The organism is Xanthomonas sp. NCPPB 3959 (assembly GCF_056675575.1).
In genome coordinates this window covers 13082-38237 of record NZ_JBWWVR010000016.1, presented here as the reverse complement: position 1 = coordinate 38237, position 25156 = coordinate 13082, and the positions used below count along the sequence as shown (strand labels likewise).

Here is a 25156-nt window from a genome sequence, read left to right as displayed (position 1 = left end):
GATCTGCCGCTACCATTTCCGGTCTATTCCCTTTACCTATAGACGCGTCTCATCAGGAGGCCGTCGATGCTGGTGGGAAACTCACCGGTTCCAGGAGATTTGAAAAATGTTGATCCTCACTCGCCGGGTAGGCGAAACCTTGATGATCGGCGACTCGGTCACTGTTACCGTGCTCGGCGTCAAGGGTAATCAGGTGCGCATTGGCATCACCGCACCGAAAGATGTGGCTGTGCACCGCGAAGAAATCTATCAGCGCATCCAGCGTGGCGATGAGCCGGTCGCTTCCGGCGCGCATCACGGCGACGATTCTTCGAATTGATTGTCGCAAAGGGTTTACGTTAACCCCCCTTACCCGGTATTCTTCGCGGCCTGCCACGGACAACGCGGCAGGACGTGAAAACTGGAGCGATGCCCGAGCGGCTGAAGGGGCTCCCCTGCTAAGGGAGTATAGGGTCAAAAGCTCTATCGAGGGTTCGAATCCCTCTCGCTCCGCCAGTGTTCTAGACGCCCGCAAATCTTTGATTTGCGGGCGTTTTTATTTGCATCGCGGCATGGGTTTGCAAGCCCTTTCGAGTGAGCTGCGCAGCATGCTTACTGCCAGTCGGCTCGCCGCATCCTGCATAAGGCATCTGGTTGTCGCGACAGCATCTGAATCGCCTCAAACGTGCTGCATGAAGCGGTTCAAGTAACTGCGGTATAGGTCGCTAAACACGTGACATATATCTCGGACTTCAACGTGATGCGCCTACCGCCACTGCTTGGACGCCTGTTCTCTTTCTGGGGCCGTGGGCTGCAGCACAAGGCCAATGCGGTGGACCGGGTGATGGCGGTGATCGAGTTCGATCTGGATGGCCGCATTCTGGATGCGAACGAGAACTTCCTGTCCTTGATGGGCTATCGGCTGGACGAGGTGGTCGGCCAGCATCACCGCATGTTCGTGACTGCCAGTGATCGCGACAGCGAAAGCTATCGTCAGTTCTGGGTGGCGCTGCGGCGCGGCGACTTCAACGCCGGGCGTTTTTGCCGGTTGGACAAACACGGGCGCGAGGTGTGGATCAACGCGTCGTACAACCCGCTGCTGGATCGATCCGGCAACGCCTATCGTGTGGTGAAGTACGCCACCGATATCACTGCGCAGGTGCGCCAGACCGCCGATTTCGAAGGGCGGATCGATGCGATCGACAGGGTCATGGCGGTCATTGAGTTTTCGCTGGATGGCACCGTGCTCGAGGCCAACCAGAATTTTCTGCAGGTGATGGGTTACCGGCTCGATGAGATCCGCGGCCAGCATCACGGCATGTTCGTGGATGCGTCCACGCGCCAATCGGCGGCCTATCGCGCGTTCTGGGAAAAGCTCGGGCGCGGCGCATTCGATGCGGGGCGCTACAAGCGCGTTGGTAAGGATGGACAGGACGTGTGGATCCAGGCGTCCTACAACCCGGTACTCGATGAGCATGGGCGTCCATACAAGGTGGTCAAGTACGCCACCGAGGTGACCCGTCAGGTGATCGATTCTGCCGATGCGGATGGCCGCATCCAGGCCATCGACAAGGTGATGGGCGTGATCGAATTCGATCTGGAAGGGCGCGTACTGAGCGCCAACGATAATTTCCTGGCGATTTTGGGATATCCGGCCGCCGAAGCGATCGGCCAGCACCATCGCGTGTTCGTGGATGCGGTGTATGGCGCCTCCGAGGAGTACCGCAATTTCTGGGCGAAGCTGGCGCGTGGGCAGTTCGATGCGGGCCGTTATCGCCGGCTGCGCAAGGACGGCAGCGCGGTGTGGATCCAGGCCTCCTACAACCCGATCCTGGATGTCTCCGGACGGCCGTACAAGGTGGTCAAGTACGCCACCGATGTGACCGATCAAGTGCGCTCGGCCGAGCGCATGCGCGAGTTGATGCAGCAGACCATGAGCATCGCGCAGAACGTGCAGCGCGAGGCGCACCATATTTCGATCAGCAATGAGGAACTGGTGAGCCGCGCATCCTCGCAGTCCACCGCAGTGGCGCAGACCTCGACCACCATCGATCAGCTGGCGGAAACCGTGCGCATCAATTCCGAGAGCGCGGGGTCGGCGCAGCGCATGGCCGAAGAGTCGGCCAATGTTGCGCGACGCGGTGCCGAGGTCATCGCCGAGGTGGTCAAGACCACCGCCAACATCCGTTCGGCGACCGATCGCATTGGCCAGATCATCGAGGTGATCGACGGTATCGCCTTCCAGACCAACATCCTGGCGCTCAACGCGGCGGTGGAAGCGGCGCGCGCCGGCGAGCAGGGGCGTGGATTTGCAGTGGTAGCGACCGAGGTACGTAGCCTGGCGCAGCGCTGCAGCGTGTCGGCCAAGGAGATTCGTTCCCTGATCGACAACGCGACCGATCAGGTTGGCGATGGTTCGCGCCTGGCCGAACAGGCCGGTGTGGTGATGCAGGACATGGTCGGCTCGGTGCTGCGCGTGACCGCAACCGTGGAGCAGATCGCCGCCGCCAGCCAGGAGCAGGCGCAGGATATTTCGACCGCCAACACGGCGCTGCAATCCATTGGCGTGCAGGCGCGCGATCAGGCGCGGATGGTCGATGATCTGGCGCGTTCGGCGCATGTGCTCGAAGCCGATGCGGATGCGTTGTTTGCATTGGTCAACGGCGATGCCGATGGGTCTTCTGCACTAAAGGATGCGCACGCAGAGCCGTTCGCCAAATCGCAGGCCGCGTGACTCAGGCGGCGTGACTGTGGGCATTCGCTGTACGGCGTTGTTGAAGCGGCTATACGCACCCTCGTAGTTGCCTAGCTGCGGCGCGTGCCAGCAGCTAGGTCTGCGCAAAACTAAAAGCGCTCGCCAGCAGATGCGTCCGCGCACAACGACGCCCGCCAAAAACCTATTGCTGTTCACTGAAGTTGCTGACCGAGGGCTCCTGTATCTCGGCATAGTCTCCAATCGGCTCAGTTTTCAAGCCAAATAAAAAACGGCACTTCCCGCGCGGGAAGTGCCGTTTTTTTCAAGTGAACTGCATTGCGCCAGGAGCGCGCTTTGCCTGTTCCAACCAGCTGCGATCATGCGGCGCGCCGATTGACTGCAGCGCGCCGCACTACACGCGTTGCCGCTTACTGCGGCAGATCGAACACCAGCACTTCTGCGTCGCGTGCGTCGGCCAGCACGAGTTCCGGCTCGGCGGTGATCTGCAGCGCATCGCCGGCCGACAGTGCTTGTCCGTTGACGCTCAGGCTGCCGCGCACCACCTGCACGTAACCGATGCGTCCCGGTGCCAGCGGGTGTTGCAGACGCACGTCGCCGTCGAGGATGGAGGCGTACAGGCGTGCGTCCTGGTGCAGGCGCAGCGAGCCGGCTTCGCCGTTGGGCGAGGCGATCAGACGCAGCTGATTGCGCTTGCTGTCGGTGTCGAAATGCTTTTCCTCGTAGCTGGGTTCGATGCCATTGCGTTCGGGCATCACCCAGATCTGCAGGAAGTGCACCGGCTCGCTGGCTGAGTGATTGAACTCGCTGTGGCTGACGCCGCTGCCGGCGCTCATGCGCTGCACGTCGCCGTAGTGCAGCACCGAGCCGGTGCCCATGCTGTCCTTGTGCTCCAGCGCGCCATCCAGGACGTAGGAAATGATCTCCATGTCGCGATGGGCGTGGGTGCCGAAGCCTTCGCCCGGCTGCACCTTGTCTTCGTTGATCACCCGCAGCGGGCCGATGCCCATGTGGCGCGGGTCGTGATAGCTGGCGAAGGAAAAGGTATGGCGCGAGGACAGCCAGCCATGCTCGGCGCGGCCACGGGTTTCGCTCTTGCGGACATTCAACATGCTGCTTCTCCTTGAAAGATCTCGAATGGCGCCGGGGAGTGAATCGGTGTCCCTGCGGCTTGATGCATAGTCTCCGCCTCTGGATCGAAGACAAAAAGCGAGTAGATTTGGCTGCTATCATCGAAAAAATCGAATAATGAAAATCAGCCTGGAAGCGCTGCAAATCCTCGATGCAATCGACCGTCGAGGCTCGTTCGCGGCCGCGGCCAAGGTGCTGTTCAAGGTGCCGTCGACGATTTCCTACACGGTGTCCAAGCTCGAAGACGATCTGGGGGTGCAACTGTTCGAGCGGTTCGGCCCGAAGGCGACGCCGACCCAGGCCGGGCGCGAGTTGTTGCGCGAGGGGCGGCACCTGTTGCGTGCCGCGCAGGAACTGGAGGTGCGGGTGCGGCGGGTGGCATCGGGTTGGGAATCGGACTTTGCGATCGGGCTGGATGCGATTCTGCCGGTGGCGTTGCTGCAGGCGCAGATCCTGGATTTCTACACGGTGGCCGATAGCACGCGCCTGCGCGTCGTGAGCGAATCGCTGTCCGGCAGCTGGGAGGCGCTACTGGATCGGCGCGTGGATCTGATCGTCGCGGCGGGCGAGGGGCCGAGTGGTGGTGGCTATGTCGCCGAGCAGATCGGCACGCTGCGCTTTGTGTTCGCGGTGGCCTCTACGCATCCGCTGGCGGGCGCCGGCATGCTGGGTGCGACCGAGCTGGCCGAGCATCGTGCGATCGCTGTAGCGGATTCGGCGCGGCGGTTGCTGCCACGCACCGTGGGCCTGTTGTCCGGACGCGATGTGCTCACCGTGCCGGACATGCAGGTCAAGCTGCAGTTGCAGCTGGCTGGCGCCGGCTACGGCTTTCTGCCTGAGGCGTATGCGCGCGGCGCGCTGCAGGACGGCCGGCTGTGCGAGGTGCAGGTAGAAACCCACAAGCCCGACGAGACGTTCTCCCTGGCATGGCGGCCAGGCGAGGAGGGCGAGGCATTGGGCTGGTGGCGGCGCGCCCTGCGCAGCGAGGGCTTGTTCGATGGCTGGTTGCACTCGCTTGCCGAGACGTATCGTTCTGCCGCTGCCGGGCAGTCGCGCGCGTGAGGAAGGGCGGATAATGCGCGTTCGTCGTCGCGCAGGGTCGTCGCATGCAGGGCTTGATCGAACAGTACGGATTGGCCCTGGTGTTCGCCAACGTGCTGGCGTTGTCGCTGGGGCTGCCGGTACCGGCGTTGCCGACGCTGGTGTTGGTCGGTGCCGGCTATGCGCTGCGCGGCGGCAGCGATGCATGGCTGGCCGGGTTGGCGGCGTTGGGCGTTTCGGTATTGGCGAGCCTGCTCGGCGATCTGGCCTGGTATCTGGCCGGCCGCCGCTTCGGTAATCGCACCTTGCAGTCGCTGTGCCGGCTGTCGCTGTCGCGCGATACCTGCATGAAAAAGACCGAGCGGTTCTTCTCGCGCTGGGGTGTGCGGATATTGGCGGTGGCCAAGTTCGTGCCGGGGTTGTCGATGGTCTCGGTGCCGATGGCCGGCGCAATGCGGGTGCGCCCGGCGGCATTTCTGCGCTACGACGCCTTCGGTGCAGCGTTGTGGGCGTTGGTCGGTCTGGGCCTGGGAGCGTTGTTCGCCCACCAGGTACAGGACGTACTCGCGTTTCTGTCCGAGCTTGGGTCGGGCGCGGTTGTCGTGGTGGCGGTGTTGTTGGCTTGCTACATCGGTTGGCGCTGGTGGCGACGGCATAGCCTGCTGCGTTCGCTGGTGCATGCGCGCATTGCAGTCGACGAGCTGGTGCCCTTGCTCGATGGCGAAGAGAGCCTGCGGCCTGCCGTGCTGGATATCCGCGCACCGGGATATCGCGATCTGCAGCCGTACACGATTCCCGGCGCGGTGTTTGCCGACGAGCGACAGCTCGCACAGATTCTGGCCACCGTGCCGCGCGATCGCAGTGTGGTGATCTATTGCGCGTGTCCGGATGAGGTGTCGGCGGCGTGGCTGGCGGGGCGAATGCGCGAGCGCGGTTATCGCGATGTGCGTCCGCTGCTGGGCGGGCTGGATGCATGGCGCGATGCGGGGCATCCGGTGACCTCGCTGTTGCCGGTGGCGGTGGTTGGTGGGCCAGATGCCGTTGGGGCGATGGCCTGATTGCGGTTGCTTTCATTCGGACAAAAAAAAGACCAGCAAGCTGGTCGTTTTCTTCAAGATTGGTGCGCCCGGAGAGATTCGAACTCCCGACCGCCTGGTTCGTAGCCAGGTACTCTATCCAACTGAGCTACGGGCGCATTATCTTGTTTTGACTTGCACATCCATCGCAGTGCGATCGGAGGTTTAACTAAAAAGACAGCGATGCAATGCTGTCTTTTTGTTGTTCTGATGATGGTGCGCCCGGAGAGATTCGAACTCCCGACCGCCTGGTTCGTAGCCAGGTACTCTATCCAACTGAGCTACGGGCGCGTCGTCAGGAGCGGAATTATGCGGATGCCCGGCGTACTCGTCAATCCTTTTGTGACACGCGATTGCCGGCGGCCTTGCCGATACGTCCGCGCCGGGGCGCTGCCAGCGCGACTGCAGGTGCTTTCATCCATGCGCAGTGATCGCTGCAGGCGCCTAGCTGTGCGTGGTCCGATTTCGGCAGGTCAGATGTGCCGGTACACGCGCTCATACGCTGGGCGCGGCGCCGAAGTGGTCGAGCACCAGTACCTCGCTGTGACCTGGGGTGTGGCCGAGGCGGATCGCGCGCGCAACGTAGTCGATCGCCGCTTCGCAGGCGTTGAGCAGGGACAGGCCCTGGCATAGCTGCGCAGCTATGGCGGCTGACAAGCTGCAGCCGGTACCGTGCGCGTCGACCTGCAGGCGTGGATGCATGAACACGTCCTGGGTGACGCCGTCATCGAAGCGGTCGATCACGCGTGCGCCTTCGAGCAGATGTCCGCCCTTGAGCAGCACCGCATTGGCGCCGAGGTCGAGCAGGGCCGCGGTGGCGTGCTCGGCGGCGTTGGCATCGTCGATGCGGCGGCCGGTCAGCAGCTCGGCTTCGGGCGTGTTGGGGGTGATCAGGGTGGCAAGGGGCAGCAGCCGCGTACGTAGCGCGTCCAGTGCGGCGTCTTCGAGCAGGCGCGCGCCGCTGGTGGAGACCATCACCGGGTCGAGTACCACGAATGGTGGGCGATATTTTTCGAGCAGATCGGCCACGCAATGGATGACCTCGGCATTGGCAAGCATGCCGAGCTTGACCGCCTGAATGTCGAAATCGGCGAAACAGGCGTCGATCTGCGCCTGCAGGAACGCGATCGGCGGGATGTGCACGGCGGTGACAGAGCGCGTGTTCTGTGCGGTGAGCGCAGCAATGGCCGACAAGCCGTGCACGCGATGCGCGGCAAAGGTCTTGAGATCGGCCTGGATGCCGGCACCGCCGCCGGAATCGGCGCCGGCGATGGTCAATGCGGACAGCGTGCTGGGCGTGGTCATGCGTGGATTCTGCACTGCTGTCGGTTGGATGTGCGGGTCATCGCACGCGCCAGCGACGCCATTGCAGGTAGGCAACGTAGCCGGCACCGGTCAATCCGGTGAGGCCGGCTGGCAGATAGAGCGCGTCGTAGTGCCAGCGCTGGAACAGCCAGGTACCGAGGATGCTGCCGCCGAGAAAGCCGCTGATGATCAACCCGCTCAGCGTAAGCCGGCGCAGTTGCAGCGGGCGCCCGCGCAGCAGATGCCCCAGGCCGATGCCCAGGTCGGTGAACATGCCGCTCAGATGCGTGGTACGGACCGCTGCGCCGCTGAGGGTGGTGGCCATGGCGTTCTGCAGGCCGCAGGCGCTTGCGGCGACCAGTACGCCGCCGATGTGATGCAGCTTGAACAGCGGAATCGCGGCCAGCAACAGCAGCGCTTCGAGCAGCAGTGCCGCGCCGTAGCGCTGTCCAAGCCGCAGGACATCGTCCTGGATGATCAGGCCGCTGAGCATGGCGCCTGCGCAGAAGGCGATCAGAATGCCCCAGAGAAAGCCGATTTCCGGCGCGGTGTCTTGCACCAGGGCAACGCCAAGCAGGCTGGTGGTGCCCGTGAGGTGGCTGACCACCTGATGTTCGGAGCCCAGGTAGCCGACCACGTTGACCATGCCGGCCACACCCGACAATGCCACCGCGCCAATCCAGACCCAGCGCGGCAGCAGGATTCCCATGTCGGGTCAGGGGGTGCCGTTGACGGCAATCTGCGAAAACGCGCCGGTTTGCGGGTCGTACAGCGCGCCCCAGAAGGCACTGCCGCCGTCGCATACCCGGATCGCCTCTTTGGCCGGTTTCACTGGCGGATCGTTCGGCAGCTTGAAGGCATTGATGTAGATCAGCTGCTGGCCCTGGATCACCACGCCCACATATTGACGGTCGAAATCGCGCGGCTCGGGGATGGTCGGCGTCAATGCATCCTGCCTGGATTCGAGCTGTTCGATCTGTTGCTGGCTCGGCGTCCAATAGCCGGTGACCTGGCCCGGATGACGCGCCGGGCTGTCGCGCGAGCAGGTGTCCAGCACCTGCTCGGCAATGCCCTGGCGCGTGATGACCCACGACTGCCCGCTCTTGATGTTGGTAGGCACGCTGGCGGGCGGCGGCGTGGTTGCGCAGCCGGCCAGGGCAATCAGTGCGAACGCCGCAGCGCCGCGCAGCGGATGCATCACAGCACCTCCGAGGCGAAGTCGGCCAGGCGCGAGCGCTCGCCGCGACGCAGTGTGATGTGCGCGCTATGCGGCCAGGCCTTGAAGCGATCCACCGCGTAGGTCAGGCCCGAGGTGGTCTCGGTGAGGTAGGGCGTATCGATCTGTTCGACGTTGCCCAGACACACGATCTTGGTGCCGGGGCCGGCGCGGGTGATCAGCGTCTTCATCTGCTTGGGGGTGAGGTTCTGCGCTTCGTCCAGGATCAGATAGCGCGACAGGAAGGTGCGCCCGCGCATGAAGTTCATCGAGCGGATCTTGATGCGGCTGGCGAGCAGATCATTGGTTGCCGCACGCCCCCAGGCACCGCCTTCCTGATTGTGCGTGAGCACTTCCAGGTTGTCGGTCAGTGCGCCCATCCACGGGGTCATCTTTTCTTCTTCGGTGCCGGGCAAAAAGCCGATGTCTTCGCCCACGCTCACGGTGGCGCGGGTCATGATGATTTCGCGGTAACGCTGCTGATCCATCGTCTGCGCCAGACCGGCAGCCAGCGCGAGCAGGGTCTTGCCGGTACCGGCGGTGCCGAGCAGGGTGACGAAATCGATCTCCGGATCCATCAACGCGTTGAGCGCGAAATTCTGCTCGCGGTTGCGCGCCACGATGCCCCACACCGCGTGCGGGCTGGTGCGGAAATCGTCCACCAGGCACAACGTGGCCTTGCCGCCGCCGATCCTGGCCACGCGCAGTTCCACTTCGTCCTCGCCCGGCAGATACAGGTACTGGTTGTGATGCCAGTCTTCATCGTCGGCCAGCACGATTTCGTAATGGGTGCGGCCACGCTCGTTCCAGCTGCGCAGATCTTCGTTGTGCTTCTGCCAGAAGTCTTCCGGCAGCTCGACAGCGCCGGTGAACAGCAGGCTGAAATCGTCCAGCGCGCGATCGTTCTGATAGTCCTCTGCATTCAGGCCGCTGATGTAGGCCTTGATGCGCAGGTTGATGTCCTTGGACACCAGAATGACCGGCACGTCCGGGTTTTCTTCGCACAGCGCCAGCACCGATGCCAGGATCTTGTTGTCCGGAATCATCTCGCCGAAGGTGCGGCCCGGATCGATCGGGTGGATCTGGAAATACAGCCGGCCGATCGCGGCCTGGCCCTTGAGCTGGATACCCTGCGGGTGGCTGAGCAGGATGCCGGTCTTGATCTGCTCGGCGTTGGTGTTCTCCAGCAGTTCGTCCAGGAAGCGGCTGACCTGGCGCGCGTTGCGGCTGACTTCGGAAGTGCCCTTCTTGGCGTTGTCGAGTTCCTCGATCACCTGCATCGGCAGGAACACATCGTGTTCCTCGAATTTGAACAGCGCGGTGGGATCGTGCATCAGCACGTTGGTGTCCAGCACGTAGATGCGCTTGCCTCGGGTCATTGGGTCTTCCAAGTGATGGAGCAGGGGCGAGCCATCACGCCTGCAGGCGCAGGGTGATGGAGGACACGGGAAACGAGGGGTGTCACTGTTTGGCGTGCGCCTTCAACGCAGCCAGCACGGCGTCGGCATGGCCGGCAACCTTGACCTTGCGCCAGGCCTGCACCACATGCCCCTCGGGCGACAGCAGGAAGGTGCTGCGCTCGATGCCGAGCACCTGCTTGCCGTACATGTTCTTTTCCTTGATCACGTCGAAGGCGCGGCACAAGGCCTCGTCGCCATCGCTGATCAGCGGAAAGGTGAATCCCTGCTTGGCGCAGAAATTGTCGTGCGACTTCACCGAGTCGCGCGAGACGCCCAGGATCACTGCGCCAGCCTGTGTGAACTGCGGCAGCAGCGCGTTGAAATCCAGGCCTTCGGTGGTACAGCCGGGCGTGCTGTCTTTCGGATAGAAGTACAGCACCACCCATTGGCCGGCGTAGCCGCGCAAGCTGGTGTGGATGCCGCCGGACAGCGCCAGCGGCAGGTCGAAGGTTGCAGCGGGTAATTCAAAGACAGCGTCGGTCATCGTTGCTCAGCCCAAAGTGGAGGGGCGTGCGGCTCGGTCATGCCGGGCCGACGTCCATCCCATCATAAGCAGCCACATGGAAACGTTTGGCAAGCGCGTCGAACTCCGCATTGCGCTGATTCAGCGACTCGATGGTGTGCTGTTCCAGCTTGTCCACATGCAGGAAATACGATTCTTCGTCGTCGCCATCGTCTTCGTCGCGTTCACCGAGGAAGATGTCGATGATGCGATAGCCGTCTTGGGTCAGTTGTTCGGAAAGCTTTTGCAGCGGTTGCTGCGCCGGGTCGGCAAAGAAATATTCCCAGCGCAACGGCCCATCGAGATTCCAGTCGGTCTCGGAGCGGATGTGATCGAACATCTGTTTCAGCGCGGATAGGGCGATGGCCATCGGGACGTCTGCCTTAAAACTTCATCGGGTCCATGATCGCGTCGAGATTGAGGTGATCACAGAATTCCAGAAAATCATCGCGCAATGCGGCGATGTGCATGTTGGCCGGCACCCCGATCGTCACCTGCGCAGAAAACATCTCCGCGCCGGTCTGCATGGCGCGATAGCGCGTGCTCTGCAGGTTCTCGATGGTGATGCCCTGGCGGTCGAAGAAATCGGCCAGCTGGAACAGGATGCCCGGCTTGTCGGCAGCGATGACTTCGACGATGTAGGGCAGCAGGTTGGACTGGGTCTGCTTGGGGCCGGTGCGATACCAGACCAGCTTGAGGCCTTCCTCGCGTTCGAGCCGGGTCAGCATCGCCTCGAGCTTGGCGACCGAATCCCAGGAGCCGGTGGCCAGTGCGGTGACCGAGACATCGCGCCCCACCGTGGCCAGGCGGGCGTCCACAAGATTGCAGCCGCTGTCGGCGATGCGGCGGGTGACGGGCAACAGGGGGGACTCCGGATGCGTCGTGTAGGCGTTGATCAGGAGGTGATTTTCGGTCGGCGAGGGCCGGGGTGTGGTGTCGGTCAAAGGGGGTTCCGGCATTGCATCAGGCTGAATGGCCGCCCGGGCAGGCGCCCTGGCGATGACCAGCATACTTGCCCGTGGTTTCGCGCCGCAAGTAACATGCAGGCGGCCACAACCCGCGTGCGCGCGGGCCTTTTCCTGTCACGTAAGAGCAGCTGAATCTTGTCCCTTTCCGGCATCATCACCGCGCTGGCGACCCCTTTCGGTCCGGATGGCGCACTCGACCTGGATGCCTGGCGGCGGCTGCTGGAGCAGCAGCTGCATGGCGGCGTGCAGGGAATCGTGGTTGCCGGCTCCACCGGCGAAGCCGCTGCATTGAGCGACGAGGAGTACGACACGCTGTTGCGTGCCGCCGTTGCGCAGGTCGCCGGCCGGGTGCCGGTGCTGGCCGGGACCGGGCTGTCGGGCACCGCCAAGACCATTGCGCAGACACGTCGCGCCGCCGCCTTGGGCGCGCAGTACGCGCTGGTGGTGACGCCGCCGTACGTGCGTCCGACCCAGGCCGGCCTGCACGCGCACTTTCTGGCGGTTGCCGACAACGGCGGGCTGCCGGTGGTGCTGTACAACGTGCCTGGCCGCACCGGTTGCGATCTGTTGCCGGAGACGGTTGCCGAGCTGGTCGGGCATCCGAATATCATCGGCATCAAGGAAGCGGGTAGCGAACCCGAGCGCATTGCCGCGCTGCTTGCGTTGCGCAGCGATACCTTTGTGGTGCTCAGTGGCGACGATGGCAGTGCCGCGCATGCGATGCTGTCGGGCGCCGATGGGCTGATTTCGGTGGCGTCCAACGCGTTGCCGTCGGCATATCGGCGGTTGTGCGATCTGGCCCGCGATGGTCAGCGCGACGCTGCACTCGCCTGGGACGCGCGCCTGAGCGAGTACCACAGCTTCTGCGGTATCGAATCCAATCCCATCCCGGTCAAGGCGCTGCTGCAGCGGGCCGGGATCGGGCACGGCCTGCGTTTGCCGTTACTGCCACTTTCTTCGGCGCACCAGCCTGCTGCCGACCGCCTTGCCGCCGACGCTGTTGCGTTGGAAGCGCTTTCCAGCCGCGAAATGCTCGCGGCCTGACCCAGGAGATCTATCGATGCGTCATTCCGTTTCCCCCGTCCGCGTGCTCTCGCTCGCGTTGCTGGCGACCGCCACCGTCGCCGCCACGAGCGGTTGCAGCTGGTTCCACAAGGGCGCGCGCGGCGACTACGCGCTGGCGCCGGAGGCCCGTCCGCTGGAAGTGCCGCCGGACCTGAACCTGCCTGACACCTCGGGTGCGATGAAGGTGCCGACGCTGGCATCGACCACCCAGCAGACCACCTCGGCCCCTTCGGCAAGCGCCAACAGCGGCTTTACCGTGCCGGGCGAGCGCGACGAAGTATTTGCCAAAGTGGGCGCGGCACTGGCCGATATCCCGGGCCTGACCATCGCCAGCAAGGCGCAGATGCTCGGCTCCTACGACGTGACCTACGAAGGTGCCAGCTTCCTGGTGCGCGTGGTCAAGACCGACGCCGGCAGCTACGTGTCGGCCGTGGACCCGCGTGGCATGCCGGCAACGTTGGCGGCACCGGTGTCGCTGATTGCTGCGTTGAAGGGCAAGTTGGGCGGCTGAGTCTGGTAGTTGCCAGTGTCAGATAGCGAAACGGGCGCTTTGGGCGCCCGTTTTGCGTTTCAGTGCTGTGTCGCCGCCGCAGTGTTGCGCTGTCGCAACGTGCCGGGCTGGATAGCGCAACGCTGTTTTTAGCGCTGCAGCAGCGGCAACTTGTTCGGCTTGCCGTCCCATTCGGCGGCATCGGGCAACGGCTCCTGGCGCACGGTCAGCACCGGCCAGGCCTTGGCGAGCTCGGCGTTAAGCGCGACGAAGCCTTCCTGGCCTGCTGGCACGTCGTCTTCCGGGTAGATCGCGTTGGCCGGGCATTCGGGCTCGCACAGGGTGCAGTCGATGCACTCGTCCGGGTCGATGACCAGAAAGTTCGGGCCGACATGGAAGCAATCCACCGGGCAGACCTCGACGCAGTCGGTGTATTTGCACTTGATGCAGTTTTCGGTGACAACAAAAGGCATGGTGGAATCCGGCGTTTAGCCTGCCAATTCTAAAGCAGTCGGGTGCTGGGTGTGGGGATGATGGGGATTTTGGGTTTCTGCGTTGGGGTTGATTCCTTCTCCCATCGGGAGAAGGTGCCCCGCAGGGCGGATGAGGGTACGGGCGAAGCCTCGGGTTACCCGCCATTCGTAGAGGCTTCGCCCCGTACCCTCACCCCAACCCCTCTCCCGCAGGAGAGGGGCTTTATTTCCCTACTCGAGAGTTCGGCATGACGAACGTGTCGCCACGCGCCAGCCGAAGTAATCAACGACCAGCGGCTTGATCAGATCAACTCACGCTGCTTATCAAACCAACCCACGCTGCCTGGCCAGCGCGAACAACCCCGTAGCAGCCAGATCTTCCGGATGCAGCTGGGTTTTGACACCCAAATGCGCCAGCGCAAGCGCATAGCGCTGCGCCAGGCCGGGGCTGCCGACCAAGTGGACGGTGCCTTGATTGCCGTGGTGTTCGCGCAGTTCGTGGCCGATCAGCAGGCCCGAGAGGTAGGACGGCAGGGCGGTGGCGGTGAGGCGGTCGAACAACCCCAGCGTGCGGGCGCCGAACAGATGATGGCTGAGGCCGCCGGGTTCGGAACTGCGGTCGACACCTTGCAGAAATGCATCGGTGTCGAGTTCGGCGTGATCGTCCTGCATCAGCTTGCCGAGAATGCTGTGCTGGCGCAGTACGGCGTACAGCTCGCCGGTCATGACGGTGGCGAAACCGGTCAGCTGGCCGTTGGCGATCTGCGCCCATTTGCTGTGCGTGCCGGGCAGGCAGGCGACATGTTCGCCGTCGCCGAGTGCGGCGATCAGGCCGACCAGTTGGGTTTCTTCGCCGCGCATGACATCGGGCACGCTATGCCGTTCGCCGGTGCCTACATCGGGCACACCGTGCTGTTCGTTGGTGTTCGCATCGGGCACGCTATGTCGTTCGCTGGCGCTTGCATCGAGCACGCCGCGTTGTTCGCCCGTGCTCACGCCGGGCACGAACCACAGGGTGCGTCCGGGCAGCAGGTCGTCGTAGCTGCGCATTGCCTGCGCAAGCGCGGCGGTGTCGGCAGGGCAGGGTAGATAGGACTGTTCAACCCAGCCGTTGCGGCTGCCGATCATGCCCGAGAGCAGAATCTGGCCGTCCCAGCCTTCGATCAGCGCGCTCAACACTTCGGCAAAGCGGCCCTGGCAGGCCAGGATGCCGTCGCTGCCGCGGCGTTGCTCCAGCACGCTGCCGTTGGCATCGAGCAGATACCCGCGCAGGCTGCTGGTGCCCCAGTCGATGGCGATCATGCGCTGGCCACCCGGCTCTCGGGCAGGCCGTTGATCGGCAGGTCGCAGAGGTACAGGCCGCCGGCTTCCGGCGTGCGGGCAAGTTCTTCGGCGCTGTGGTCCAGGCGTGAGCTAATCACATGCAGACGATCCAGCGCGGCGCCGCCGAAGGCGCTGCAGGTGGGGTGCTTGACCGGCAGTTGCACGCTGCGCTCGACACTGCCGTCGGGGCGATAGCGCACCACGCGCCAGGCGCGCCACTGCGCATTCCACAAGTGGCCTTCGCTGTCGATGATGGAGCCGTCCGGCTCGGCATCGTCGCGATCGAGTGTGGCGAACACGCGCGTGTTGCCGGTCTGCGCGCTGTCGGCGTCGTAGTCGCAGCACAGGATCTGCGGGCGCACCGAGTCGCAGTAGTACAGCGTGCGGCCATCGGGGCTGAAGCAGATCGAGTTGGGGATCGACACGCCCGGCAGCGGCAAGGCGCGCAGACCGTGGCGCAGCGAGAACTGATACATCGCGCCGCGCGCAGCCTTGTCGTCGTGTTCGTCCATGGTGCCGAACACGAAGTTGCCGTTGCGATCGGCGCGGCCATCGTTGCTGCGCGTGAGCGGGTTGTCGGCTTCGACATCGGCGAGCTTTTCCAGCGGCAGCGCATCGTCCTCTCCGTCGGCGTTGTCCGGGTCGGCGATGCAGATCGATTTGGCCAGCGCGATCAGCACGCGGCCGTCGTCCATCAAGCCGATGCAGCCCGGCCGATCGGGCAGCATCCAGTAGCGCGTATGCGCGCTTTGCGGGTGATGGCGCCACAGGCGCTTTTCGCTGATGTCGACCCAGTACAGCGCCTGGCGCTGCTCGCACCACAGCACGCCTTCGCCATGCGTGCAGCGGCTGTCGACTGCCAGTACCGCAGTGTGTTCTGTCGTGCTCACCATTCGGCGATGCTGCCATCGCTGTGACGCCACACCGGGTTACGCCAATCGGGCGGATTTTCGTTTGCGCGCTTGAGCATGTCTTCGTTGATCTCCACACCGAGCCCGGGCTTGGGCAGGGCAGCGATACTGCCATCCACGCACTGAAAATCGTCTTTATTGATGACGTAATCGAGCAGGTCGGCGCCTTCGTTGTAATGGATGCCGATGCTCTGTTCCTGCAGCACCGCGTTGTGCGACACGAAGTCCACATGCAGACACGCGGCCAGCGCGATCGGGCCGAGCGGGCAGTGCGGAGCGAAGCCGACATCGTAGGCTTCGGCCATCGCGGCGATCTTGACGCATTCGGTGATACCGCCGGCATGCGACAGGTCCGGCTGCACCATCCCGATACCACCGGCGGACAGCACGTTCTTGAATTCGAAGCGCGAGAACATGCGCTCGCCAGCTGCCAGCGGAATCGAGGTGCTTGCGGCCAGGCGCGGGTAGTACTCGGCCTGTTCGGCCAGCACCGGTTCTTCCACGAACAGCGGCTTGAACGGCTCCAGCTCGCGCAGCAGCGCCTTGGCCATCGGCGCGCCGACGCGGCCGTGGAAGTCGATACCGAAGTCGATGGTGTTGCCGAAGGCCTCGCGGATTTCGGCGACCTTGACCACCGCTGCGTCGACGGCGCGCGCGCTGTCGATCAGCTTCATCTCCTCAGTGCCGTTGAACTTGAAGGTGTCAAAGCCCAGCGCGCGGTAGTCGGTGATCTGCTGGATGATCGCGCCCGGACGGTCGCCGCCGACCCAGCGGTAGGTCTTCATGCGATCGCGCACCAGCCCGCCCAGCAGCTCGTACACCGGCACGCCCAGTGCCTTGCCCTTGATGTCCCACAAGGCCTGGTCGATACCGGCGATGGCGCTCATCAGGACGGCGCCGCCGCGATAAAACCCGGCGCGGTACATGGTCTGCCACAGGTCGTTGATGCGCGCCGGATCCTTGCCGACGACATAGCCGGCCAGTTCGTGCACGGCGGCTTCCACCGAGCGTGCGCGGCCTTCGATGACCGGCTCGCCCCAGCCGGTGATGCCCTCGTCGGTCTCGACCTTGAGGAACAGCCAGCGCGGGGCGGCGTGGTAGGTGGTGAGGCGGGTGATCTTCATCCTTGCAGTTCCTGGTAGGCCTGCACGAAGGCGCGTGCATGCGTCTGGGTCGTTTCGAGCGATTGCGCGGGTTTGTACAGTTCGCCGCCGATGCCGGCGCCGGCGGCGCCCTGGGCAAGGAAGCCGGCCAGGGTCTGCGGGCTGACGCCGCCGACCACGTAGACCGGAATGTGCTTGGGCAGCACCGAGCGCAGCGCGCGTACGTGTGCTGCGCCATACGTCGCGGCTGGGAATAGCTTGAGGATGGTGGCGCCGGCGTCGATGGCGTCGAACGCCTCGCTGGCAGTGGCGAAGCCTGCCACCACGGTGAGCCCGCGCGACACCGCATGGCGGATCAGCGACGGACGCGTATTCGGGGTGACGATGAAGCGCGCACCGATCTCGGCCAGGGTGTCGACGTCTTCGTTGCGCAGCACGGTGCCTGCGCCGATCCAGGCGCGTTCGCCGTAGGTCTGCTGGGCCAGCGCGATGCTCTCGGCCCAGCGCGGCGAATTGAGCGGGATTTCGATCGCGTCGAAACCGGCATCGATCAGCGCGCCGACATGGTCGAGCGTTTCTTCCGGCGTGATGCCACGCAGGATGGCGATCAGCGGCAGGGCGAACAGGCTGGCAGTGGTGTCTGAGGTCATCGGGTTACTCGCGATAGAGCGGAAAGCGGCCGTCGGCGACCAGATGGCCGGCAACGTCGGGGGAGCTTGCGCAACTGCGCGCTGCAAACGTGGTCTGCAGGCGCACGGTGAAAGATCAGGAATATGGGGGCGGGCGGGGCGCCGCGACGCAATGACGGGCCGATTGCAGCAATTGCGTGCGCACTCCAACAGCCTGCAATGGGCTGGCAAGATGCCGTCATCGTCGTCCACCTCCGCAGTCATGGCATGCGTGTTGCCACCTTGTGGAAGATGGGTCACGTCTGTTCTGGCCGCGCCCGGGAGGTCGGGGCTCCTGCTGCGGCGTTCGATAGCCTCGCGCGGGGAGATATGTGCTGCAAATGAAATTTTCGGCATATTCTATTCCTCCTACGAATACACCTTCGCGGCGACCTCCATGGCAAATTCCGGTACTCCCTGGTTCAACGCAGCCCGGCTGAAGACGCGCCAGCTCTTGCTGCTGCTGCATTTGCACGAACAGCGCTCGGTCCTGCGTGCGGCCGAGGCTGCCAGCATGACCCAGCCGGCGGCCTCCAAGCTACTGGCGGAAATGGAGGACATGCTGGGTGTGAAGTTGTTCGAGCGGCATGCGCGCGGAGTCGAGCCAACCTGGTACGGCCATGTGCTGATCCGGCGCGCGCGCGCGGCGATGTCGGAGATCGGCCGGGCGCAGGAAGAAATCGCCGCACTGCGTGCGGGGCGCATGGGCCAGGCCTCGATCGGCACCGTGGTCAATCCGGGCACCAATCTGGTGCCGCAGGCGATTGCCGAGGTCAAACGCGAGTTCCCGGACATCCTGGTGCGGGTGGAAATGGACTACAGCCGGCCGCTGGTGGCCAAGTTGCTGGATGGCCAGCTGGACATCGTGATCGGCCGCATCCTGGGGCCGGAGGGCGTGGGCGAGCTGGAGTTCGAGCCGCTGGCCGACGAGCCGCATTCGGTGATCGCACGTGCCGGCCACCCGCTGGCCAGCCGCGCCGGTCTGCAGCATGCCGATCTGGTGCGCTATGGCTGGATCCTGCCGCCGGCCGACAGCGTGCTGCGCGCGCGGCTGGATTCGATGTTCATGGAGCACGGCGTGCAGACGCCGACCAATGCGATCGAGACCTCGTCCTTGCCGGTCACCTCGACCCTGCTGCGCGGCACCGACATGTTGACCGCCTTGCCGGTGGAATCGGTGGCGGCGCTGATCCAGGCCAAGCTGCTGACCGTGCTGCCGATCGAACTGGGGGTGCGGATGGAGTCGTTCGGCATCATCCGCCGGCGCGATTACATCCTGCCGCCGGGAGCCGAGCGCATTTTGCAGGCGCTACGCACCACCGCGCGCCGTTTGTATCCGGCTTTGCGCGGCCCGGAATCCCTTGGCTAAGCGGGCTCTGCCATTTCTATTCCGCCAGGGAATAGTGGTTCGTGATTTTTTCATTGGTTGACGCTAGATCACGCGCCTATATCTGTGAGCCAGATCGCACGCTGAAGCGCACGTGAAGTCGGGCAGGTGATCGGCGGCCAAGCCGCCATGCAGTGGGAGGGTGGAACCGCACGCTCGCGTGCGGATCCCACACGATCGTGCGGCCCGCTTGCGGTGCCGCGACAACCAGTCTTCAGTCGTCTTGCGTCCTGGGAGGGATTCGGATGTACACCTTTTCAAGCCATGCACCGGCAGGTACGGGCGTGCGCGCTCGCCGTACCGTGCGTTTGCCTCATTCCGCCATGGCCGTCAGCATTGCGTTGCTGCTCGCAGCGCCGGTTTATGCCCAACAGGCGCAGCCGTCCCAGAACGCTCCGCTCACCAATGCCGGCGGCAACGCCGTGGATCTGGATGCGGTGGAAGTGCGCGGTGTGCGCGCCAGCCTGATCAAGTCGCAGGTAATCAAGCGCGACGCCAGCCAGATCGTGGATTCGGTCAGTGCCGAAGACATCGGCGCCTTGCCCGATCGCAGCGTTACCGAAACCCTGCAGCGCGTCAGCGGCGTGACCATCGATCACTTTGCCGCGCGCAGCGACCCCGATCACTTCTCGGCCGAAGGCAGCGGGGTGATGATCCGCGGCCTGACCCAGGTGCGCGGCGAACTCAATGGGCGCGACATCTTCAGCGCCGCCAGCGGCCGTGGCCTGAGCTTCGAGGACGTGCCGGCCGAGCTGATGGCCGGTGTGGACGTCTACAAGAATCCCTCGGCCGAAATCATCGAAGGCGGCCTGGGCGGCACGGTCAACCTGCGCACGCGCATGCCGTTCGACAATCCGGGCCGGATCGTCGGTGGCAATGTCGATTACAACTACGGCGACATGAGCAAGCAGTACAAGCCGTCGGCCTCGTTCCTGTTCAGCGATCGCTGGGACACCGGCATCGGCGAAATGGGCTTCATGATCGACGTTGCGCATTCGGAGCTGGCAACGCGCTCGGATGGCATCCAGGTCGAACCGTACGTGCGGCGTACCGATGAGGCGGTGCTGGCCGGCAGCGGGCGCAGCGAGGTCTTCGTGCCGGGGGGGGTGAACTGGCGTCAGCTGGATTTCGAGCGCAAGCGCGACGGCATTGCGGCCGCCTTCCAGTGGAAGCCCAGCGATGCCACCGAGATCTATGCGCAGTTCCTGCGTTCGCGCTACGAGATGAACTGGCAGGAGCGCGCGGCGTTCTTCAACGACAGCAATAACAGCATCACCCCGGCGCCGGGCACCACCTTCGACTACGACGATCGTGGCGGGTTTCTGCGGGGCTCGCCGGTGTCCAGCTCGTGGCGTGGGGTGCTTACCGGCGATGGCGTGCGCTTCAATACCGACAACCGCTATTCCGAACAGCGCACCACCACCACCGACATGTCGGTGGGCTTTAGCCATTTCTTCAACGACAACCTGCAGATCAAGGGCGATATGCAGTTGGTGCAATCGGAGAACGAGCAGCTGGATTTCACCGTGTTCAGCGCGACCTATCTGCCCGGGCTGTCTTATGACGTGTCGGGCAAGTATCCCAGCGTGCAGATCGCCAACCCGGCCTTTACCCAGGATCCGTCCAATTATTTCTGGGCGGCGGCGATGGATCACCTGGGCAAGAATCGCGGGCGGCAGCTGTCCACGCGCGTGGATCTGGAATACACCTTCGACGACAGCAGCTGGCTGCGCTTTGCACGCTTCGGCATGCGTGCCACCGACCGCAACCAGATCAACAAGAATTCCGGCTACAACTGGGGCGTGATCTCCGATAACTGGGCGGCGATTCCGGGCACCAGCAATGGCCTGGCGAATATGTCGGAGTTCATGACCGACCAGTCGTCGCTGTTCACCTTCTCCAACTTCTTCCGCGGCGGGGTGAATGTGCCGACCACGTTGGTGGTGCCCAACAGCAGCCTGGTCAACAACTATGGCTCGGCCTCGCAGATGATCCAGCAGATCGTGGCGCTGCGCGGCTATGGCTGGGCGCCGGACACCTATCAGCCGCAGGACACCAACCGGCAGTTCGAGCGCACCCAGGCGGCGTATGCGGCGCTGTACTTCGGCAACGACGAGGCCTGGGGCATTCCGGTGGACGGCAATGTCGGCATCCGTGTGGTGCAGACCAAGACCCAGGCCGAAGGCTTCGGCCAGTTTCAGAATCTGGCCGGGCTCAATGTTTCGCCCGAACTGCAGGCGCGCTACACCGGGCAGTATTTCGAGAACAATTCCGAAGGCAGCTACACCAATGTATTGCCCAGCTTGAACCTGCGCCTGCGCTTCACCGACACCTTGCAGTGGCGCTTTGCCGCCTCCAAGGCGATGGCGCGCCCGGATTACACCCAGCTGCAGCCGTATGTGCTGCTCAACGTGGAGACCAACGACGCCGGCCAGGCCACCGACTTCGTCGGCACCGCCGGCAACCCGAACCTCAAGCCGATGGTGGCCAACCAGTTCGATACCGCGCTGGAGTGGTACTTCGACACCAGCGACATGCTGTACGCCACGCTGTTCTACAAGAAGGTCAAGGATTACTTCTCCACCCAGACCCGCAACGAGATCTACGACAACCGCGCATGGCTGGTGACGCGTCCCTACAACATGGACGAGGGCACCATCCGCGGTGCCGAACTGGGCTATACCCAGTTCTTCGATCAGTTGCCGGGTTGGCTGAGCGGGTTCGGCGTCAATGCCAACTTCACCTTCGTCGATAGCGAGGGCGGCGCCAACACCGCGACCGACCCGTACACCAACACCACCGTCACCGGCGTCGAGTTGCCGCTGGAAGGCTTGTCGCGGCGCAGCTACAACCTGGCCGGCATCTACGAGAAGGGTCCGCTGTCGCTGCGACTGGCCTACAACTGGCGCTCGCGCTATCTGCTGACCACCAGCGACGCGGCCACGCGTCTGCCGACCTGGGCCGACGACTACGGCCAGCTCGACGGCTCGTTCTTCTATCGCTTCAACGACCATCTGCAGTTGGGCGTGCAGGCCAACAACCTGACCAACACCGTGACCAAGGTGTTGATGGGGCCGACCTCGTACGAAGGGGGCGAAGTGGACCCGCGCTTGTACACGCGTTCTTCGTTCGTCAACGACCGGCGCTATTCGCTGGTGCTGCGCATGAACTGGTAAGCGTGCTCGATCACGGTTCCGGCCTGCGCTGGTTCGCAGAGTTGAGCCCGTTTCGGTGAATCCGGCAGCCTGGCCCGCAACGCCAGACCTGCCGGGTTTCTCTATGTTGCTATAGGTTTCAGGAATAGCTCGCCAGGAATATTTCATTGGTGTGGCATGACAGGCGCGCCCTATGCTCCGGCCGCAGCCGCTAGGTAAGCCTTATCGGGATTACCACGCATCCAACCGTCGCGGGCTTTGCCGTGTGCGGATGCGGGCCAGCAACAACGACGGGCAGGGCGTTCGCGCACCCACCCGCTAAAAATTAGCAGTACATGCGTCCTGGGAGGGAGCACCATGTCAGTGCAACATCGCCACATTCCGGCAGGCCGGACTGTGGGTCAGCGTTCGATCCGTGATTTCCGCCGCTCCGTGATGGCCATCAGTGTGGCCACGCTGTTGAGCGCGCAGGCCTATGCGCAGGACGCGACCACCACTGCTGCTCCAGCGCAGGACCCGACCACCCAGCAGCTCGACACCGTGCAGGTCACCGGCACCCGCAGCAGCGTCACCAAGGCGCAGCTGGTCAAGCAGAACGCCGAGCAGATCGTCGATTCGATCGTTGCCGAAGACATCGGCAAGCTGCCCGACAACAATGTTGCCGAGGCGCTGCAGCGCATCTCCGGCATCCAGATCACCCGCAATTACGGCGAAGGCAGCTCGATCGCCATCCGCGGCCTGACCCAGGTGCGGACCGAGCTCAATGGCCGCGACATCTTCACCGCCAACGACGGCCGTGGCCTGAGCTTCGAAGACGTCTCTGCGGAGTTGCTCGGCGGCGTCAACGTCTACAAAAATCCCTCGGCCGACATGATCGAAGGTGGCCTGGGCGGCACCGTGGATCTGCGCACGCGCCTGCCGTTCGACTATGACGGCCGCAAGATCGCCGGCAGCGTCCAGTACAACCATTACGACCTGGCCGACGACGGCAAGCCGGCGTTCTCGGGCCTGTTCAGCGATCGCTGGCAGACCGGTATCGGCGAGATCGGCCTGCTGGTGAATTATTCGCAGCAGAAGAGCCCGTTCCGTCAGGACACCATCTCGATCGAGCCGTGGTACACGCAGACCGATCTGCCGGGCTACGAAGGCCAGGAAGTGTCGGTGCCGCACGGCGCCGGCATCAATACCACCGTCGGTGAGCGCGAGCGCAAGACCGGCGCGTTTGCGATGCAGTGGCGCCCGAACGATTCGGTCGAGGTCTATACGCAGGTGCTGCGTTCGGAATACGACTTCAGCTGGCATGACTATTCGTTCTTCGCGCTGACCGGCACGAACAACATGCAGGGCTTGCCCGGCATCCAGGTCAACGGCCGCAACGAGTTCGTCAACGGCTCGTTCCAGAATGTGCCGACCGAATCCAACACCAGCCTGACCGAACGTCACTCGGTGACCACCGATTACTCGCTGGGCGGCAAGTGGACGGTCAACGAGAAGCTGACCCTGAGCACCGACTTTCAGTATGTCGATGCCACCACCACCGGCACGCGCTACATCCTGTCCACCGGTCAGTCCACCAGCCCGCAGTTCAACGTCGATTTCCGTGGCGATCTGCCGCGCTTGTCGGTGACCGATTCCAGCGGTGCGGAAGGCTATCTGGCCGACGTCAACAATTACGACGGTTGGCGCTATCACCTGGATAACAAGGACGACAACAAGGGCACCGAGTTCGCCTGGCGCGCCGATATGGACCTGGCCTTCGATAGCGACTTCGTGCGCAGCTTCAAGGCCGGTGTGCGCTACACCGACCGCGATGCAGAGACCAAGGGCAACATCTACCGCTTCATGTGCATCAACAACTGCGCAGGCGCACCGTTCTCGCAGTTCCCCAGCGTGGGCGTGGTGACCAATCCGATCACCGATTTCTTCCGCGGTGAAGGCCATGCCTTCGGCCCGACCCTGACCGCATCCGATGCGGCGGTTGCCAACTACCAGCAGACGCTCGCCACCTTCGGTGCCAGCCCGCTGGAGTTTTCCCCGAACAACATCAACTCGCAGACCGAGAAGACCTACGCGGCCTACGGCGTATTGCGCTTCGGCGTGGACAGCGATTCGATCCCGTTCGACGGCAATATCGGCGTGCGCGTGGTGCGGACCGAGGTCGGTTCCACCGGTGTGCGTACCGGCACCGATGGCGAGGGCGGCGGTCTGATTCCGGTGGATGCACAGCAGACCTATACCGACGTGCTGCCGAGCTTGAATCTGCGCTGGATGCTCAGCGACACGCTGCAGTGGCGGTTTGCGGCCTCGCGCGGTATCTCGCGTCCGACCTTCGATCGCCTCAATCCGAACCTGAGCCTGAGCACCGGCAGCTCCAACGGTGCCTCGACCTTTACCGGCAGGGCGGGTAATCCCGATCTGGAGCCAGTCAAGGCCGACCAGTTCGACACCGCGCTGGAGTGGTACTTCGGCCAGGGCTCGATGATGTACGGCACCCTGTTCTACAAGAAGATCGAAGGCTTCATCGCCGACAGCGTGTTCAACGAGGTCTACGATGGTCGCGTGTGGCAGATCACCCGTCCGGTCAACGGCGATGCCGGCAAGATCCGCGGTGCGGAACTGGGCTACACGCAGTTCTTCGACTTCCTGCCGGGCTGGCTGAGCGGCTTCGGCCTGCAGACCAACTACACCTATGTCGACAGCGAGGCGCCGAGCCCCACTGCCACCGACACCAACGGCCAGGCACTCACCGTGCCGCTGGAAGGGTTGTCCAAGAACAGCTACAACGCGATCCTCAGCTACGAAACGGCGCGCTTCCAGGGCCGTGTGGCCTACAACTGGCGCAGCGACTGGCTGGTGACCACCGCAGGCAACGGCACCGGCAATCTGCCGGTCTACAACAAGGGCTTCGGCCAGCTGGATGCCTCGCTGCGTTTCAACATCAATGATGTGTGGTCGATCTCGCTCGATGGCGTGAATCTGCTCGATACCCGTCGCGAAAGCTATCTGGGTTCCGAGTCGCGCTACCGCGACTTCGTGATCAACGATCGTCGGTATGGCCTGACCTTGCGGGCCAGCCTGTAGAACGTGCCGTAGGAAGTGCGTCTCCGGTCCGGCGAGCTGTGCAGGCAGCTCGTTGGACCGGTGTTTTTCCAGTCGGTGGCCATCATCGACCGCAAAGGGAGCCGGAGGA

Annotated in this window: 22 protein-coding genes and 3 tRNA genes; 10 read left to right on the top strand and 15 right to left on the bottom strand. The window is 63.8% G+C overall.

The features are described from left to right. Window positions 1-106: 106 nt before the first annotated feature. From csrA to AC1KVG_RS17370, 3 genes are all read left to right on the top strand, one after another. Window positions 107-319: a carbon storage regulator CsrA gene (gene csrA / locus AC1KVG_RS17380; RefSeq protein WP_003481884.1), complete on the top strand. Its 213-nt coding sequence runs from the start codon at window positions 107-109 to the stop codon at window positions 317-319. A gap of 83 nt (window positions 320-402) precedes the next feature. After that, a tRNA-Ser gene (locus AC1KVG_RS17375) sits at window positions 403-495 on the top strand. Between the two features lie 271 nt (window positions 496-766). Beyond that, window positions 767-2713, top strand: a complete 1947-nt coding sequence (locus AC1KVG_RS17370) for a methyl-accepting chemotaxis protein (RefSeq protein ID WP_481095254.1) — start codon at window positions 767-769, stop codon at window positions 2711-2713. Window positions 2714-3102: 389 nt separating this feature from the next. Here AC1KVG_RS17370 and AC1KVG_RS17365 read toward each other — a convergent pair whose 3' ends face one another. After that, window positions 3103-3804: a pirin family protein gene (locus AC1KVG_RS17365; protein ID WP_481095220.1), complete on the bottom strand. Its 702-nt coding sequence runs from the start codon at window positions 3802-3804 to the stop codon at window positions 3103-3105. A 136-nt stretch (window positions 3805-3940) separates the two neighbouring features. Between AC1KVG_RS17365 and AC1KVG_RS17360 the strand changes: the two genes are divergently transcribed. Further along, window positions 3941-4885 carry a LysR substrate-binding domain-containing protein gene (locus AC1KVG_RS17360; protein WP_481095219.1) on the top strand — a complete coding sequence of 315 codons (945 nt, stop codon included), beginning with the start codon at window positions 3941-3943 and terminating at the stop codon, window positions 4883-4885. A gap of 44 nt (window positions 4886-4929) precedes the next feature. Further along, entirely contained in the window at window positions 4930-5922 is a 993-nt protein-coding gene (locus AC1KVG_RS17355; RefSeq protein ID WP_255085207.1) for a DedA family protein/thiosulfate sulfurtransferase GlpE, read from the top strand. 60 nt (window positions 5923-5982) lie between these two features. Here the strand turns inward: AC1KVG_RS17355 and AC1KVG_RS17350 are convergent. The 9 genes from AC1KVG_RS17350 to AC1KVG_RS17310 form a co-directional block, all read right to left on the bottom strand. Then, a tRNA-Arg gene (locus tag AC1KVG_RS17350) sits at window positions 5983-6059 on the bottom strand. Window positions 6060-6154: 95 nt separating this feature from the next. Further along, a tRNA-Arg gene (locus tag AC1KVG_RS17345) sits at window positions 6155-6231 on the bottom strand. Between the two features lie 204 nt (window positions 6232-6435). Then, complete coding sequence (gene thiD / locus AC1KVG_RS17340; RefSeq protein ID WP_481095218.1) at window positions 6436-7245, bottom strand: bifunctional hydroxymethylpyrimidine kinase/phosphomethylpyrimidine kinase; 810 nt, start codon at window positions 7243-7245, stop codon at window positions 6436-6438. A gap of 37 nt (window positions 7246-7282) precedes the next feature. After that, window positions 7283-7954: a YoaK family protein gene (locus AC1KVG_RS17335; protein WP_481095217.1), complete on the bottom strand. Its 672-nt coding sequence runs from the start codon at window positions 7952-7954 to the stop codon at window positions 7283-7285. A 6-nt stretch (window positions 7955-7960) separates the two neighbouring features. After that, on the bottom strand, window positions 7961-8443 hold the full coding sequence (locus AC1KVG_RS17330) for a hypothetical protein (protein ID WP_481095216.1): 483 nt from the start codon (window positions 8441-8443) through the stop codon (window positions 7961-7963). Further along, window positions 8443-9840 (bottom strand): PhoH family protein, encoded by a 1398-nt coding sequence (locus AC1KVG_RS17325; protein ID WP_006453286.1) that lies wholly within the window; start codon window positions 9838-9840, stop codon window positions 8443-8445. The genes AC1KVG_RS17330 and AC1KVG_RS17325 overlap by 1 nt, the downstream gene beginning before the upstream one ends. An 82-nt stretch (window positions 9841-9922) precedes the next feature. Beyond that, complete coding sequence (locus AC1KVG_RS17320; RefSeq protein ID WP_481095215.1) at window positions 9923-10405, bottom strand: peroxiredoxin; 483 nt, start codon at window positions 10403-10405, stop codon at window positions 9923-9925. Between the two features lie 37 nt (window positions 10406-10442). Then, window positions 10443-10793 carry a ribonuclease E inhibitor RraB gene (locus AC1KVG_RS17315; protein ID WP_317061498.1) on the bottom strand — a complete coding sequence of 117 codons (351 nt, stop codon included), beginning with the start codon at window positions 10791-10793 and terminating at the stop codon, window positions 10443-10445. Between the two features lie 13 nt (window positions 10794-10806). Then, complete coding sequence (locus AC1KVG_RS17310; protein WP_023903766.1) at window positions 10807-11433, bottom strand: glycine cleavage system transcriptional repressor; 627 nt, start codon at window positions 11431-11433, stop codon at window positions 10807-10809. A 93-nt stretch (window positions 11434-11526) separates the two neighbouring features. Between AC1KVG_RS17310 and dapA the strand changes: the two genes are divergently transcribed. Both dapA and AC1KVG_RS17300 read left to right on the top strand, forming a co-directional pair. Further along, a complete protein-coding gene (gene dapA, locus AC1KVG_RS17305) occupies window positions 11527-12435 on the top strand; it encodes a 4-hydroxy-tetrahydrodipicolinate synthase (protein WP_481095214.1) in 909 nt (302 codons plus the stop codon). A 16-nt stretch (window positions 12436-12451) separates the two neighbouring features. Further along, window positions 12452-12967, top strand: coding sequence for a hypothetical protein (locus tag AC1KVG_RS17300; RefSeq protein WP_023903768.1), 516 nt, complete (start codon window positions 12452-12454; stop codon window positions 12965-12967). Between the two features lie 128 nt (window positions 12968-13095). On the opposite strand, the gene fdxA is transcribed toward AC1KVG_RS17300, so the two are convergent. From fdxA to AC1KVG_RS17275, 5 genes are all read right to left on the bottom strand, one after another. Then, window positions 13096-13419, bottom strand: coding sequence for a ferredoxin FdxA (fdxA, locus tag AC1KVG_RS17295; RefSeq protein WP_006453280.1), 324 nt, complete (start codon window positions 13417-13419; stop codon window positions 13096-13098). Between the two features lie 324 nt (window positions 13420-13743). Then, window positions 13744-14721: a 2-dehydro-3-deoxygalactonokinase gene (locus tag AC1KVG_RS17290; RefSeq protein WP_481095213.1), complete on the bottom strand. Its 978-nt coding sequence runs from the start codon at window positions 14719-14721 to the stop codon at window positions 13744-13746. Next, on the bottom strand, window positions 14718-15635 hold the full coding sequence (locus AC1KVG_RS17285; protein ID WP_481095212.1) for an SMP-30/gluconolactonase/LRE family protein: 918 nt from the start codon (window positions 15633-15635) through the stop codon (window positions 14718-14720). The genes AC1KVG_RS17290 and AC1KVG_RS17285 overlap by 4 nt, the downstream gene beginning before the upstream one ends. Then, on the bottom strand, window positions 15629-16777 hold the full coding sequence (gene dgoD, locus AC1KVG_RS17280) for a galactonate dehydratase (protein ID WP_481095211.1): 1149 nt from the start codon (window positions 16775-16777) through the stop codon (window positions 15629-15631). The genes AC1KVG_RS17285 and dgoD overlap by 7 nt, the downstream gene beginning before the upstream one ends. Further along, entirely contained in the window at window positions 16774-17406 is a 633-nt protein-coding gene (locus tag AC1KVG_RS17275) for a 2-dehydro-3-deoxy-6-phosphogalactonate aldolase (RefSeq protein WP_115038736.1), read from the bottom strand. The genes dgoD and AC1KVG_RS17275 overlap by 4 nt, the downstream gene beginning before the upstream one ends. Window positions 17407-17821: 415 nt before the next feature. On the opposite strand from AC1KVG_RS17275, the gene AC1KVG_RS17270 reads away from it, so the two are divergent. The 3 genes from AC1KVG_RS17270 (at window position 17822) to AC1KVG_RS17260 (ending at window position 25047) form a co-directional block, all read left to right on the top strand. Continuing rightward, window positions 17822-18793 carry a LysR family transcriptional regulator gene (locus AC1KVG_RS17270; protein WP_043889174.1) on the top strand — a complete coding sequence of 324 codons (972 nt, stop codon included), beginning with the start codon at window positions 17822-17824 and terminating at the stop codon, window positions 18791-18793. A 263-nt stretch (window positions 18794-19056) separates the two neighbouring features. After that, entirely contained in the window at window positions 19057-21987 is a 2931-nt protein-coding gene (locus AC1KVG_RS17265; RefSeq protein ID WP_481095210.1) for a TonB-dependent receptor, read from the top strand. Window positions 21988-22323: 336 nt separating this feature from the next. Beyond that, window positions 22324-25047, top strand: coding sequence for a TonB-dependent receptor (locus AC1KVG_RS17260; RefSeq protein ID WP_481095209.1), 2724 nt, complete (start codon window positions 22324-22326; stop codon window positions 25045-25047). Window positions 25048-25156: the final 109 nt, after the last annotated feature.